Origin of the sequence: Dokdonella koreensis DS-123 (assembly GCF_001632775.1) — a bacterium.
GTDB classification, from domain to species: domain Bacteria; phylum Pseudomonadota; class Gammaproteobacteria; order Xanthomonadales; family Rhodanobacteraceae; genus Dokdonella; species Dokdonella koreensis.
In genome coordinates, this window is sequence record NZ_CP015249.1 from 3,079,356 (window position 1) to 3,093,753 (window position 14,398).

At 72.0% G+C, this 14,398-nt stretch carries 11 protein-coding genes and 1 tRNA gene; 2 read left to right on the forward strand and 10 right to left on the reverse strand.

All coding sequences use genetic code 11. From position 1 onward, the window contains the following. Positions 1–38: 38 nt before the first annotated feature. The 8 genes from I596_RS12620 to pcnB form a co-directional block, all read right to left on the reverse strand. Positions 39–3,182 carry a Kelch repeat-containing protein gene (locus tag I596_RS12620; protein WP_150132140.1) on the reverse strand — a complete coding sequence of 1,048 codons (3,144 nt, stop codon included), beginning with the start codon at positions 3,180–3,182 and terminating at the stop codon, positions 39–41. A gap of 201 nt (positions 3,183–3,383) precedes the next feature. Continuing rightward, on the reverse strand, positions 3,384–5,687 hold the full coding sequence (locus tag I596_RS12625; RefSeq protein ID WP_067648504.1) for a winged helix-turn-helix domain-containing protein: 2,304 nt from the start codon (positions 5,685–5,687) through the stop codon (positions 3,384–3,386). Further along, entirely contained in the window at positions 5,684–7,333 is a 1,650-nt protein-coding gene (gene pgi / locus I596_RS12630; RefSeq protein ID WP_067648507.1) for a glucose-6-phosphate isomerase, read from the reverse strand. The genes I596_RS12625 and pgi overlap by 4 nt, the downstream gene beginning before the upstream one ends. Before the next feature lie 134 nt (positions 7,334–7,467). After that, on the reverse strand, positions 7,468–7,848 hold the full coding sequence (panD, locus tag I596_RS12635; protein ID WP_067648511.1) for an aspartate 1-decarboxylase: 381 nt from the start codon (positions 7,846–7,848) through the stop codon (positions 7,468–7,470). Between the two features lie 474 nt (positions 7,849–8,322). Then, the gene (panC, locus tag I596_RS12640; protein ID WP_067648514.1) at positions 8,323–9,171 is read right to left on the reverse strand and encodes a pantoate--beta-alanine ligase; all 849 of its coding nucleotides are present in this window, start codon (positions 9,169–9,171) and stop codon (positions 8,323–8,325) included. A gap of 2 nt (positions 9,172–9,173) precedes the next feature. After that, positions 9,174–9,998 carry a 3-methyl-2-oxobutanoate hydroxymethyltransferase gene (gene panB, locus I596_RS12645; protein ID WP_067648517.1) on the reverse strand — a complete coding sequence of 275 codons (825 nt, stop codon included), beginning with the start codon at positions 9,996–9,998 and terminating at the stop codon, positions 9,174–9,176. A gap of 78 nt (positions 9,999–10,076) precedes the next feature. Then, complete coding sequence (gene folK, locus I596_RS12650) at positions 10,077–10,580, reverse strand: 2-amino-4-hydroxy-6-hydroxymethyldihydropteridine diphosphokinase (protein ID WP_067648520.1); 504 nt, start codon at positions 10,578–10,580, stop codon at positions 10,077–10,079. Continuing rightward, positions 10,577–11,980: a polynucleotide adenylyltransferase PcnB gene (gene pcnB, locus I596_RS12655; protein ID WP_067648523.1), complete on the reverse strand. Its 1,404-nt coding sequence runs from the start codon at positions 11,978–11,980 to the stop codon at positions 10,577–10,579. The genes folK and pcnB overlap by 4 nt, the downstream gene beginning before the upstream one ends. A 113-nt stretch (positions 11,981–12,093) precedes the next feature. On the opposite strand from pcnB, the gene I596_RS12660 reads away from it, so the two are divergent. Together I596_RS12660 and fdxA are read left to right on the forward strand one after the other, a co-directional pair. Further along, a tRNA-Glu gene (locus I596_RS12660) sits at positions 12,094–12,169 on the forward strand. Between the two features lie 45 nt (positions 12,170–12,214). Next, positions 12,215–12,538, forward strand: coding sequence for a ferredoxin FdxA (gene fdxA / locus I596_RS12665; protein WP_067648526.1), 324 nt, complete (start codon positions 12,215–12,217; stop codon positions 12,536–12,538). Positions 12,539–12,638: 100 nt separating this feature from the next. On the opposite strand, the gene I596_RS18775 is transcribed toward fdxA, so the two are convergent. Then, positions 12,639–13,301, reverse strand: a complete 663-nt coding sequence (locus I596_RS18775; protein WP_190278905.1) for a hypothetical protein — start codon at positions 13,299–13,301, stop codon at positions 12,639–12,641. Between the two features lie 27 nt (positions 13,302–13,328). Next, positions 13,329–14,243, reverse strand: a complete 915-nt coding sequence (dapA, locus tag I596_RS12675) for a 4-hydroxy-tetrahydrodipicolinate synthase (protein ID WP_067648532.1) — start codon at positions 14,241–14,243, stop codon at positions 13,329–13,331. Between the last annotated feature and the right edge of the window lie 155 nt (positions 14,244–14,398).

The window sequence follows — 14,398 nt, forward strand, 5'->3', positions numbered from 1 at the left end:
AGGGCGGCCCTTGGCCTTCATGGAACGGTGCGGCGCGCCTACGGCGCGTCGAAGCCGTAGCGGAAGATCACGTCGCCCGGTGTGTCCTCGACGATCGCGAAACGGCGCGCGACGCTGGCGATGCCGTTGACGGTGACCGTCACGTCGTACTCGCCCAGCGGCAAGCCGCCGAGCTCGCGCGAGCGGAACGTCGCATCGGTCCACGGTGCCGCCGGATCCGGAGCGACGAAGAACTGCCGCCCGCTCTCGCGGTGGCGCAGCTGCACCAGCGGAAAATTGGTCGCCGACGTGCTGGCGCCGTTGGCCGTTCCGCCCGATGCTTCCGCGCCGACCACCGCCGTCGCCGAGACGCGGCTCGATCCCCGGAACCCGTGGCCGGTGAGGTCCAGCACGAACGGCTGCACGACGAATGCCGACGCCGGCGCATCGAGTTGCGGACGCCCGGCCGCGCCGCGGCCCGGATCGTAGACCAGGGTGCTCGCCAACGCGGAACCGGCCGTTTCGCCGCCCGCCAGCAGCACCCTGCCGTCAGCGAGCAGCGCCGCGGCGAAGCGCGACCGGTCGGCGGCCGGACCGCCGGCCGCCGGACCGAACTGGCCGGTCACGGGGTCGTAGAGGGCCGCCGGCGCACCGCCGCCCACCACCAGTACGCGCCCATCGCCGAGCATCGTCGCGGCATGCGCCGAACGCGCCGCGTCGTCGCGGCCGGCGGCGGCGAAGGTGCCGCTGTCCGGGTCGTACAGCTCGGCACTGCCGCGCGCGCCGCCGAGCACCAGCACGTGGCCACTGCCGAGCACGGTGGCGGTCGGCGTCGCATGCGCGTTGACCGGTGCACCGGTGGCGATGAAGGCGCGCTGCGCCGGATCGTAGAGCTCCGCCGTCGCCGGCCCGCCGCCGACCAGCAGCACCCGGCCGCCCGGCAGCAGGCGTGCGGCATGGCCCGACCGCGGCGCCTGCAGCGCGGCGACCGGTGCGAACGCGCCGGAGGCGGGATCGAACACCGATGCGCCGGCCAGCGGCCCCTGCGTGCCGGTTCCGCCGGCCACCAGCACCTTGCCGTCCGCCAGCAGCGTGGCGGTATGGTCGCGACGATCCTGGTCGAGCGCGGCGATCGCCGTGAACGCTCCCGTTTCCGGGTCGAACAGCTCGGCGACCGCCGAACCGCCGCCGGTGATCAGCACGCGGCCGTCCGCCAGCGTGGTCGCGACGTGGCCGGTACGTGCGTGGACCAGGCTCGCGGCCGCGACGACCGTGCCGCCGTCGGCGGCGACGAGCTCGGCCGTGGCCGACGGCCCTGCCGCATCCTCGCCGCCCGCGATCAGCACGCGGCCGTCGGCCAGCACGCTGGCCGTCGCACCCCGCCGCGCCCGCTGCAGCGCCGGTCCGGCGGCCAGCGTGTCGACCAGCGGGTTGTACACCTCCGCCGAAGGCAGGAACCGGCCCGACTCCTGCGTGAAGCCGGTGGTGAACAGGACGCGGCCGTCCGGCAGCAGGATCGTCGACGCGTAGTCGCGTGCCTCGGTCAGGCGCTCGATCATCGAGAACGTGCCGGTCGCCGGATCGTAGAGTTCGGCGACGTCGCTGGCGACACCACCGCCGGCGGCGTTCGGCGAGACGCTGGCCGCCATCAGCACGCGGCCGTCCGGCAGCAGCTTGGCCGTCCCGGAATAGCGCGGAATCGTCATGTCGCCGGTGCGCGTGAACGTGCCGGTCGCAGGATCGTACAGCTCGGCACTGCGCTGGTGACGGCCGGCGCCGGCGTTGAAGCCGCCGGCGACCAGCACGCGGCCGTCTGCCAGCATGACTGCGGTCGCGCCCTCGCGCCCGATGCTCAGCGCGCCGGTCGGCGTCGTCGTTCCCGTGGCCGGGTCGTAGAGCTCGGCGCTGGCGTCGGCCCCGAAGAAGGCGTTGTAGCCGCCGACGATCAGCACACGGCCATCGGCCAGCAGCGTCGCGGTGTGCCCCGAGCGCGACGATTGCAGGTCAGGCAGCGCCTCGAACGATCCGGTGGCCGGATCGAACCGGTCCACGTACGGCAGCACCAGGTCCTCGTCGTTCTCGTCGTAGTCGAAGCCGCCGGTGACCAGCACGCTGCCGTCCGCCAGCAGCGTCGTCGTGAAACCGTTGCCCACGCGCGGCTGCGCCAGCCCGGGGCCGGGCGTGAAGGTTCCGGTCAGCGGATCGTAGAACTCGGCGGCGGCGTGATACGGACCGCCGATCAACAGGACGCGACCATCGGCCAGCGGCGTCGCCGTCGCGGCGAAGCGGCCGAGGGTCAGGTTGCCGGTCGGGCTGTAGCGGCCGGTCGCCGGGTCGAACAGCTCGGCGCTGCCGGCGACGGCGCCGTCGAAGAAGCTGTACCCGCCCGCGATCAGCACCTTGCCGTCGGGCAGGAGGGCGGTGGCCGGATTCTGGCGTGCCCGCAACGGCCGCATGGCGGTGGGGACGAAGCTGCCCGGCTCGCTGGCGAGACGGCGCACGTCCAGGCGGACCCGGTAGAACGCCACGGTCGGCTTCAGATACTGGCTGGCGACGCGCTGCGGGCGTGCGTACAGGCGGATGCCGAGGTCGCCCGCAGGCGGATCGGCCTGGGTCGTGTAGCGCAGGAGCAGCCGGAACGTCGATGACGAACCGGCGATGTAGCCGAAGACGAAATCGTCCGGACCGGCCGTCTGCGAGGACACCAGCACCTCGTGGCCGCCGGTCAGCGCGATGCCGCCGTTGCCCTGCGGGAAATAGTCATTGGAGAAGGCGCCGCCGGTGTCGAACTGCACCTCCAGCTCGTAGCGCGTGAACGGCTGCAGCGGCACGTCGCTGGCCACCAGATCGAAGGCGCCACCGTTGTTGACCACGTCCTCGCCGCTGCCGGCGGCGACCAGGCCCGAGATGACCGCCATGCCACCGCCGATCGTCAGCGTCGGCGGCGGCAGCTGGCCGGCGACGCCGCTGAAGCTGGCCAGCCAGGGCCCGTCGCCGATCGCGATCAGGTTCCCCTCGTCGCCGATCGCGCCGCCGCCGATGCTGCCGGCGTTGGCCGTCTCGGAGAACGATCCGTTCGGCACCGGGATGTCCAGCGCCGCAACCGGGTACGCGATCAGCGCCAGCATCAGCAGCCAGGCACGTGACGGTGCCCGTCGGCCGGTCGGCGCGGATAGGCGGGAAGGCGTTTGCAATCGAATCATGATGGAGCTCCCGGAGCGAAAGGCGTGGCGGGGAATGCCTGCACCGGCGTTCCACCGCCCCAGGCCACCGGACTATCGGCCGCGGCGGCGGCAACCGTCATCCCCGATCCGGCTCCAATCCGGCTCCAATCCGGCTCCAAGGCGGGAAAACGGCGGCGCCGGGGCGAGATCCGCCCGATACGCGGCGCAAGGCGCCGACGGCTACGGCACCAGCGACGCCCGCAGCGGTTCGGGAACGATCCGCTCGCCGGCCAGCGGGCGCAGTGCCGCCAGGGCCTGGGCCCAGGCGTCGTAGCGGCCGAGCGCCTGCAGTACCTGCAGCTTGATCAGTGCGCAGTCGTAGTCCTGCGCGGACCAGCCGGCGAGACGGCCCGCCAGGGCGCTGGCCGCTTCCGGCCGCTGCTCGGCCAGCAGCCAGCGGGCATGGCTCACGGCGACCAGCGCGACACCGGCAGGCACCGCCTCGGACTCGGCCTGCGCCAGCGCGCGCGCGAACGCGGCATCGGCCTGCGCCGGCCGCCCCGCTGCCGCATGGCGCTCCGCGTCGGCGACCAGCTGCGCAGCCGCCACCCGGCCGCCGGTGAAGGTCGGCGGCGGCGCGGGGTCGCCCAGCGCCAGGGCGGCGCGCTGATGGAACAGCGCCATGCGTGCCCGCAGGTCCTCGTTGGCGGCCTCGGGCCAGGTGGCCAGTGCCAGCGACGCGGCTGCCAGCAGCCGGACGCTGTCGCCCTGGCGCCAGGCCAGATCGGCCATCGCCGCATGCAGGTAGCGCGCGACGGCCGGGCGCAGGCCGTCGATGCCCGCCGCCAGGCCGGCCGCCAGCTCGCCGGCCTCGCCGAAGCGGCCCTTCGCGGCCAGCACGCGCACGCGGTCGGCGCCGATCAGCAGCCGCTGCTCGGGATCGCCGATCCGCCCGCGCAGCGCCCAGGCGCGTTCGCTGGTCTGCCAGGCGGCATTCCAGTCGAGCTGCAGCGCCTGTGCATCGAACAGCGCCAGCAGGTCGGACGCGGTGTCGCCGACGGCACCGAAGGCGTCGTGGACCTCGACCGCCGCCTGCAGATGCGGCAACGCGTCCGCCGGCCGTCCCCGCTCGAGCTCGAGCATGCCGCGGTAGCTGTCGGCCTTGGCGACGCCGAGGCGATCGCCCACGCTCTCGAAGCGCAGGCGCGCTTCGCCGATGTCCGACGCGGCCTCGGCGAACGCGTGCCGGCAGGTGGCGGCCAGGCTGCGCCCGACCAGGGCATTGCCCCATTCCGAGGCGCGCGGCTGCTGTGCGAGCAGCCCGGCCGCCGCGTCGTAGTCGCGCCAGGCCGCGTCGCAGGCCTCGCGCCGCAGGGCGATCGCGCCGCGCAGCGTCAGCACGCGTGCGTGCAGCGACGGTACGGCCGCCGTTCCCGGCTCGGCGGCGAGCCGCTCCACGCCGGACCCGGCACGGTCGAGCCGTCCTTCGCGCAGGTCGATCTCGGCCAACCGGACCCGCACCTGCGGATCGTCCGGCGCGTTCGCACCGATGTCCGCCAGCAGTTCGCGCGCGTGATCGAGACGGCCGGCCAGCATCGCCGCCTGGACCTGCCGCAAGCGGTCCTCGAGCCGGTCGCCTTCGTCGGCGTCGGGCGGCCGCGGCCGGCCGAGCGCCGCCAGCAGCAGATCGGCGGCGATGCGCGCCGCGTCGGCCGCATCGCCGCGCTCGCTCTGCACCTGATGGCGCGTGCCGTCGGGCGCCACCGTCGCCAGCTCGACGCGCCAGCCGGCCCGCAGCCGGGACAGGCTGCCGTGGATCAGCAGGCTGTCCGCCCACGGCAACGGCGAACCGCCCTCCACCGATGCCGGCGCCTGCGCCTTCGCGCCGAGTGCCGTCAGCACGCTTTCGCTCGGCGGCACCGGCAGCCCGGCCCCCCGCAGCCGTTCGGCCACCAGGTCCATGAGGCCCAGGCGCATCCAGCCGGCGTCCGCCGGCCCCTGCACCTCGACCGGCAGCACGATGACGGCATTGGCCGGCGCCGGCGGCACGGCCGGCCGGGGCCGCCATCCGGCCGGCAGCAACAGGCCCGCCGCCGCCACGCCGAGGATCACGAGCAGCGCTCCGGCTGCCAGGCGCCAGCGCAGCGGCCGCCGCACCGCAGGCACGGTCTCGGCTTCGGCCATGACCGGGCGCGGCGATACGGCGTCCGCGGGCAGCTCCGGCGCGGCAGGCTCGATCGGCATCGCCCAGCGGTAGCCGAAACCGGCCACGGTCCGGATCGTGGCCTGGGCGTTGCCGTCGTCGCCGAGCGCACGCCGCGTACGCACGATCAACTGGTTGACCTGCTTGTCCGATACGCCGGCGTGGCCCCACAGCACCGCGGCCAGTTCGTCGCGGCCCACGGCGCGGTCGCAGTGCTCCACCAGGTGGCACAGGCAGTCGTAGACGCGGCGCGGCAGGTGCACCGGGCCGTCGCCGTCCCAGAGTTCGCGCCGGGATGGGATCAGGCGAAACCGTCCGAAACGGTACGCCGCAGGCGTCATGGCGCGGGCATGTCGCGCTCGCGAACGTCCCGTGTCCGGATCGCCGCGACCAGCCCGCGCGTGGCGGCGTCCAGCGCCGCCGGGTCGGCCTCCCCGGACAGCACCGGCAGGATCGCCTTGGCCAGCACCTTGCCGAGCTCGACGCCCCACTGGTCGAAGGCGTTGACCTCCCAGAGCAGCGACTGCACGAACACCTTGTGCTCGTACAGCGCGATCAGTGCGCCGAGGCTCTCGGGCGTCAGCACGTCGAGCAGGATCGTCGTGCTCGGCCGGTTGCCCGGGAACGTCCGCTGCGCCGCCAGCACGCGGCGCTCGGCCTCGCTGCCTTCGCGCGCCTCGGCCAGCGCCTCCTCGAAGGTCTTGCCGGCCGCGAGCGCCGCCGCCTGGGCGAGCATGTTGGCCAGCAGCGCCCGGTGGTTGGCGCCCAGCGGGTGGTCGGGCCTGATCACGCCGATGAAGTCCACGGGTACCGGATCGGTCCCCTGGTGCAGCGCCTGGAAGAACGCGTGCTGCGCGTTCGAGCCGACGTTGCCCCACAGCACCGGCACCGTCGCCTGCGCGACCGGCGCGCCGTCGGGCCGCACCGACTTGCCGAGGCTCTCCATCTCCAACTGCTGCAGGAACGCCGGCAGCTCGCGCAGCGCGTCGCAATACGGGATGACCGCCAGCCCCGGAAGATCGAGCGCATTGCGGTTCCAGATGCCGACCAGCGCCATCAGCACCGGCAGGTTCGTGCGCCACGGCGCGGTCCGGAAATGGTCGTCGATCAATGCGCCGCCGTGCAGGAACGCGGTGAACGCCTCGCTGCCGATCGCCAGCGCCAGCGCCAGCCCGACCGCCGACCACACCGAATAGCGGCCGCCGACGAAGTCCCACATCGGCAGCGTCCGCTCCGCGGCGATGCCGAACGCGTGCGCGGCGGCGGCGTTGGCGGTGACCGCGACGAAATGGCCTTGCGCCGCAGCGGCATCGCCATCGTAGGCGGCGACGATCCAGTCGCGCAGCACCTGCCCGTTGAGCAGCGTCTCCTGCGTCGTGAAGCTCTTGGAGACCAGCAGCACCAGCGTGCGGCGCGGGTCGAGCGTGCGCATCAACCGGGCCGGGCCTTCGCCGTCGAGATTGGCGAGGAAATGGCAGGTCAGGCGTCCGGTCCGGAAGCGATCGAGCGCCTCGACGGCCAGGCGCGGACCGAGATCGGAGCCGCCGATACCGACGTTGACGACATCGGTGATGCCAGGGGGCAACCCATGCTCGGCGCGCCCGGCCTGCACGGCCGCGACCAGCTTTTCGATCCGCTGCAGCGCCTCGGCGATCTCCCCGAGGACCGCGGCCGGCGCCAATGCCGGCAGGCGGGCCTGGCGCGCACGCAAGGCCGTGTGCAGCACGGCGCGCCGCTCGGAGGCATTGATCGTTTCGCCGCGAAACATCGCGTCGCGCCGCGCTTCCCAATCGGTGCCGGCGAGCACGCCGCCGAGTGCATCCAGCGCGGCGCCGTCGAGCCGCTGCCGCGAGAAATCGACCAGCAGCGGTCCGACGCGATGCGACCAGGCCGCGAACCGGTCCGGGTCGGCCAGCAGCCGGCGAAGGGAATCGGCGCCCAGGCGCTCGGACGCGCGGCGCAGGTCGGCAAGCTGATCGGGTGTCATCGGAATGCGGACGTCATGGCAGTCGCCGCATCATACGAAACGCGCGAGCTGTCATCACTCGCGCGGCACGGCCGGAACCCCGGCACGCTCCCCGAGCGCCTGCGGGTGCCCGCGGGCGCTGCGGCGGACTGCCGTCAGGCGGCCTGTTTCGGGATCGACTGGCTGGTACGGGCCAGCCGGTTCTCGCGGTCCACGTAGACCAGCATCGGCTTGTGGCCGGCCGCCTCGGCGGCGTCGAGCACGCCGTAGGCGCAGATGATGATGATGTCGCCCGGCGCGGCGCGATGCGCAGCGGCACCGTTGATCGAGATGATGCCCGAGTGCTCGTCCGCCCGGATCGCGTAGGTCGAGAACCGCTCGCCGTTGTTGACGTTGTAGATGTGGATCTGCTCGTACTCGCGGATACCGGAGGTATCGAGGAGATGCCCGTCGATGGCGCAGGAGCCTTCGTAGTGAAGCTCGGCGTGGGTCACGGTGGCCCGATGGATCTTGGCCTTGAGCATGTTGAGCTGCATGACGGTACCTTGATGATGTTGCGCACAAGCAACATTGCGAACCGGAATTATACCGCGATGCGGTTTGCGCGCTGCAACAGATCGGGCACAGGCCCCTTCCATTTTCTTCAACTCGTTGAAAACAAAAGAATATTTAGAGATCTAAGGGCAAAAAAAACCCTCGCAGCGATAAACGCGCGAGGGTATATACGGAGTGACGACTACCTTACAATGCGCCCTGCTGCTGCAAGAGTCGCGTCTTTCGTTGCGAAAACCCCTACAGCGGTGAGAAGAATACCACAGCGTTCGGCAAAAAACCACACCTGTTCTGCGGGGTGTTTCACATTCGTCCGCGCACCGGGACGCTAGAGCGACCCATGGATCCTTGAGCCGAGTGCGAAGGGTCGGTCGCCGCGTCGCCCCGGCCGCGTTGCCCGTACGGCGCGGCAGCCCAACGCAGTTCGCCTCCAAGGCCGCGACACGTGCCAGGCCGGCTCAGCCCAGTTCGAGGTTGTCGATCAGCCGGGTCGAACCGAGCCGGGCCGCGACCAGCGCCACCAGGCCGTCCCGGCGTTCGGGCTCCGGCGTGCCCAGATCCTCGCCCCGGCGGATGACCGCATAGTCCGGATCGAACCCGGCCGCCGCCAGTTGCCGGACGGCCTCGGCCTCGATCGCCGCCAGCGGCGTCGCATGACCGGCGACCTGCCCGCGCATCCACTGCAGGACGCCGTGGATCGCCGCTGCCTGGTCGCGTTGCGCAGGGCTCAGGTACTGATTGCGGGAACTCAGTGCCAGGCCGCTCGCCTCGCGAACGATCGGTGCGCCGAGGATCCGTATCGGAAAGGCCAGGTCGTCCACCAGCCGGCGGATCACCAGCAGCTGCTGGTAGTCCTTCCGGCCGAACACCGCCACGTCCGGCTGGACGAGGTTGAACAGCCGTGCAACCACCGTCGCCACGCCGTCGAAGTGGCCGGGCCGGCTGGCACCGTCCAGCACGTCCGAGATACCGGGCACGTGCACCCGCACCGCCGCCTCGCTGCCGAACGGGTAAAGCGTCGGGACCGCCGGCACGAACAGCGCATCGCAGCCGTGCCGGTCCAGTCCGGCCGCGTCGGCATCGGGCGTGCGCGGGTAGCGCGCGAAGTCCTCGTTGGGACCGAACTGCGTCGGATTGACGAAGACGCTGGCGACGACGAAATCGGCATGGCGGCGCGCCACCGCGATCAGCGAATGATGTCCGGCATGCAGGTTGCCCATCGTCGGCACCAGCGCGATGCTCCGCCCCGCGCGGCGCTGGGCGGCGATCGCCGCGCGCAGCTCCGGCACCTGATCGAGGATCTCCACGGTCAGAACCCGTGCTCGGGGCCGGGGAACGCACCGCTGCGCACGGCATCGGCGTAGGCCGTCAGCGCGGCGGCGACCGAGTCGCACCCGGCGAGGAAGTTCTTGGCGAACCGCGGCGGCCGGCCCGGCGTGATGCCGAGCAGGTCGTGCAGCACCAGCACCTGGCCGTCGCAGTCGGGGCCGGCGCCGATGCCGATCGTCGGGATGCGCAACGAACCGGTGATCTCGGCGGCCAGCGCGCTCGGCACGCATTCGAGCACCAGCAGGTCGGCCCCCGCCTGCTCGACTGCCAGCGCGTCGGCCTTGAGCTGTTCGGCCGCGGCCGCCTCGCGGCCCTGGACGCGATACCCGCCCAGCTTGTGCACCGACTGCGGCGTGAGGCCCAGGTGGGCGCAGACGGCGACGTCGCGCTCGGACAAGGCCCGGATCACCTCCAGCGCCCAACCGGCGCCTTCGAGCTTGACCACGGCCGCACCACCTTCGGCGATCACGCGGGCGCTGCTGGCCAGTGCGGTCGGGACGTCGCGGTAGCTCATGAACGGCAGGTCCGTCACCAGCAGCGCCTGCCGCACGCCCCGTGCCACGCAGGCGCTGTGATAGACGATCTGGTCGACGGTGACCGGCAGCGTGCTGGGATGCCCCTGGACGACCATGCCGAGCGAATCGCCGACCAGCACCATGTCGATGCCGGCCGCATCGGCCTGCGCACCGAAACCGGCGTCGTAGGCGGTGACGCTGACGATCTTCTCGCCGCGCGATTTCATCTCGCGCAGCCGGGTCACCGTGGTGGCCGCACGTGGTGCCGGAGCGGCGGGTTGAGCGTACATGGCAAGACCCCTATCGACGGCACGGGATTATCGGCCGGGTGGCCGCGGGCGCAAAGATGCGGCGCCCGGATACGACATTCAATCGGCGACCCGGCACGCGCCGGCATCTTCGGCGACGGCGGCCAGCAGGTCCTGCACGCGGCCGTCGCCCGGAATCGAGAGCTCCGGATCGAGCTCGGCCAGCGGCACCAGCACGAAGGCGCGCTCGCGCAGGCGCGGATGCGGAATCGTCAGTCGCGCGTGCTCGATGCGACGGTCCCCGTACAGCAGCAGGTCCAGGTCGAGCGTACGCGGCCCCCAGCGCAGGTCGCTGTTGCGATCGCGCCCGTGCCGGCGCTCGATCCCGAGCAGCGCATCGAGCAGATCCAGCGGCACGAGCGCGGTGGACAGGCGCGCGACGGCGTTGACGAAGACGGGCTGGTCGGTTCGCCCCCATGGCGCCGTGCGGTACAGCCGCGACCGGGCGAGCACGTCGGTCGACGGCAGCGCTGCCAGTGCATCCAGGCCCGCGCGCACCTGCGCGACGGGGTCGGCGAGGTTGCTGCCGAGACCGACCCAGGCCAGCGTCTGCGCTGCCTTCATTCCCCCGAACCGGACCGTCCTGCGTGGTCGCCGCCGGCGGCAGCCGGGGCACCGGCCCCTCGCCCGCCCTTGCGCCGGCCACCGCGCCGACGCTTGCGACGCGGCGTGTCGGTGGTGCCGGCCGCCGGAGCCGGCGGCGGCGTGACGAGGCGCTCGGCCAGCACCGCCTGATCGACGACCTGGGCTTCGGTCCACCACTGCGCGAGTTCGACCAGTTCGGGCTCGGCCTCGGCGCGCAGCACCAGGAAATCGTAGGCAGCCCGGAAGCGCGGGTGGGCCAGCAGGCGGAAGACGCGCTTGCGCACGCGCTGCTCGAAGCGCGGCTGCAGGGCCCAGATGTCCTCGATCGCGAAGCCGAAGCGGCGCGGGACCGCGACACGCTCGACCTGCGCGCGCATGACCCGGTCGGCCGCCTGGGTCCAGGCGGCGGCGCTTTCCGTGCCGCGTGCGACCAGCCGCTCCACCTCGTCGCGGACCGGCTGCCAGAGCAGCGCCGCAAACAGGAACGCCGGCGTCACGCCCTTTTCGTCGCGCACGCGCTCGTCGGTGCTGCGGAAGGTCGCCTCGAGCAGGCCGCGGAAGCGGTCGGCGTGCGGACCGGCCAGCGAGCGCGCAGTGGCCGGAAAGACCTCCTCGAGCAGGCCGTACCGTTCGAGCGTACGGAAGCTCGCCAGGCCGTGACCGGCCAGGAACAGCTTGAGCGTCTCGTCGAACAGGCGCGCCGGTGCGGCGTCGCGCAGCAGCGGCGCCAGTTGTGCGAACGGTGCCGCCGCCTCGGCGGAGATCGAGAAGTCGAGCTTCGCCGCGAGGCGCGCCGCGCGCAGCATGCGCACCGGATCTTCGCGATAGCGCAGTTCCGGATCGCCGATCAGGCGCATCGTGCGCTGCTCCAGGTCATGCATCCCGCCGACGTAGTCGCGGACGCTGAAATCGGAGATGTCGTAGTAGAGCGCGTTGACGGTGAAGTCGCGCCGGACCGCGTCCTCCTCGATCGTGCCGTAGACGTTGTCGCGCACGATGCGTCCGTCGACCACGTGGCGGTCGCCGCTGCCGTCGTCGCTGCTGCCGCGGAAGGTCGCCACCTCGACGATCTCGCGGCCGAACACCACGTGCGCCAAGCGGAAGCGCCGGCCGATCAGCCGGCAGTTGCGGAACAGCGAGCGGATCTGCTCGGGCGTCGCGTTGGTCGCGACGTCGAAGTCCTTCGGATGCCCGCCCAGCAGCAGGTCGCGGACCGCGCCGCCGACGAGGAAGGCCGCATAGCCCGCTTCGTTGAGACGGTAGAGGACGCGCAGCGCTCCGTTGGAGATGTTCTTGCGGGATATCGCATGCTCGGAGCGGGCGATCACGCGCAGATGCGGCGTGACGTCGCCGACCGGATTCGTTTCGGGAGAATTCATTCAGTGATGGCTTGATCCACGACGGACGCCCGTGGGACGGGAGTGAAATCTTTCGATTGCCGGGCGTTGGGTTTCCGTTATACTACGCGCCCCCTGCGGAACCCAAGCTCCGCGCTCCCTTCGTCTAGTGGTCTAGGACACCGCCCTCTCAAGGCGGGAACACGAGTTCGAACCTCGTAGGGAGCGCCATTCCGCCGTCTTCCGCCCTCCAGGCCAGCCGCTACTCCGCACGCCATGCCCTTCGTCGTCACCGAGAACTGCATCAAGTGCAAGTACACCGACTGCGTCGAGGTCTGCCCGGTGGACTGCTTCCATGAAGGCCCCAACTTCCTCGTGATCGATCCCGAGGAATGCATCGACTGCACGCTGTGCGAGCCGGAATGCCCGGCCAACGCGATCTATCCCGAGGACGACGTTCCCGCCGGGCAGGAAGCGTTCATCGCGCTCAATGCCGAGCTGGCCAAGGGCTGGCCGGTCATCACCGAGCGTGGCGAGCCGCCGGCGGACGCCAAGGAATGGGACGGCAAGCCCGGCAAGCTCCCGCTCCTCGAACGCTGAACCGCACGCATTGACCGGCCGGCCGGATGCGCCGGTTTCAACCGGCGCGTCGCCGCACGACGTCACCGGCCATCGTGGCGCGTGCCCGAATGTGCCGGCCTCAGGAAAGGCGCTGGCGCAGCGCGGCGAGCACGCCGTCGGCTGCGGCGCGGCCGGCTTCGTCGTCCGCACCCTCGATGCTGACGCGGCTGCCCTCGCCTTCGCCGCTCACGCGGATCTTCAGGCGCACCGGCGCGGAGACCTTGTCCTTGGCCATGCCGAGCGTGACCGTGCGCTTGAACCAGCCCGGCTTGCTGACGACCTCGCCTGCGGTTTCGACGTCGTAGCTCGACGTCGCCTCGTCGCTCGCGACGACGGTCGCCGCGCCGGACCGCTGCAGGGCCAGGCCGACGCGACGCCAGGTGCTTTCGACCGAATCGCTGACGAGCAGGCCCTCGCCCCCGACCTTCACGCCGGGTGACGCCGACACCGGCGGCGGCTCGGCGGTCGCGGACGTGTCGCCGGCCGGTGGCGCGCCGAGCACCAGGGCACCGTCCTCACGGCGTACCGAACCGGCCGGATCGGAAGAGGCCGACGGCCGCGCCTCGGGAATGACCATCGCACCGGAATTGGCCGGCGCATCGAGATCCGGCGGCACTTCGAGCGGGCGGCTCTCGACGGCGCGCTTGTACTCGTCCTTGGCGCTCTCGCGCGAAAAATACTTGCAGCCTCCGGCCAGCAGGAGCAGGGGCAGGAGCATCAGCAGCGCAATCGTTCGTTTCACGGTTCTGTTTTCCTGTAACGGTAGGCGTCAGCCGGTCGCCAGCAGCGGCTCGGCGAGTCCGCAGGCGGCCAGTACGCGCTCGGCCTGACGATGATGGGCGGCCGACAGCCGCAGCAGCGGCAGACGCAGGTCTGGCCCGCCCAGGCCCAGCCGGGCCAGGCACCATTTGACGGGGATCGGGTTCGGTTCGGCCGCCAGCAGCGCATAGAGGTCCTGCAGCGCGGCATCCAGCGCTTCGGCGCGCGGCCGGTCGGCATCGGCGCAGGCCTCGGCGATCGCCTGCAGCGCGGCGGGCGCGACATTGGCCGCCACCGAGATCACGCCGTCGGCCCCGGCGAGCATCGCCCGGACGCAGGTCGGATCATCGCCGGAAAGAATGGCGAACCGGCGGGTCGTCGGCCGCGCCGCCAGCAGGCGCTCCATCCGCTCGGCATCGGCGCGGGCTTCCTTGATGGCGACGATGTTGCCCTGCGCGGCGAGCCGTTCGACGGTCTCGGGCAACAGGTCGCAGGCGGTGCGCCCCGGCACGTTGTAGAGCACGACCGGCAGGCGCCCGTGCTCGGCCACGTCCATGAAGTGGCGATAGAGCCCTTCCTGCGTCGGCCGCACGTACGGCGGCGTGACGACGAGCGCCGCTCCGGCGCCGGCATCGGCGGCACGGCGGGTCTGTTCGATCGTGCGCCGCGTCGACGCCTGGCCGGTGCCGGCCAGCACCGGGATACGGCCGGCGGCCCGCTCGACCGTGAAGGCCACCAGCGCGGAGAACTCGGCATCGTCGAGCATCGCCGCCTCGCCGGTGGAGCCGGCGGCGACCAGCGCCCGCGTACCGCCGGCGACCTGGTGGTCGATCAGGCGCCCGAAGGCCTCGAAATCGATGGGAAGCTCGCCGTCCTGCATGCGGAACGGCGTGGCCAGCGCGCAGATACTGCCGGAGAGGTTCAAGGCGTGAAAAACGGGCCGATGAGGTCGATCGATAGTACCGGCTGCGCCCTGCGCCAGTCCATCCCGGCACCCCGCGATCCGGCCGCCGTCCAGCGGCCGTTCACCGCCTGCGGCAGGCGCCGGTCACGGCGCCGACATCGGCACGGGCGATTCTT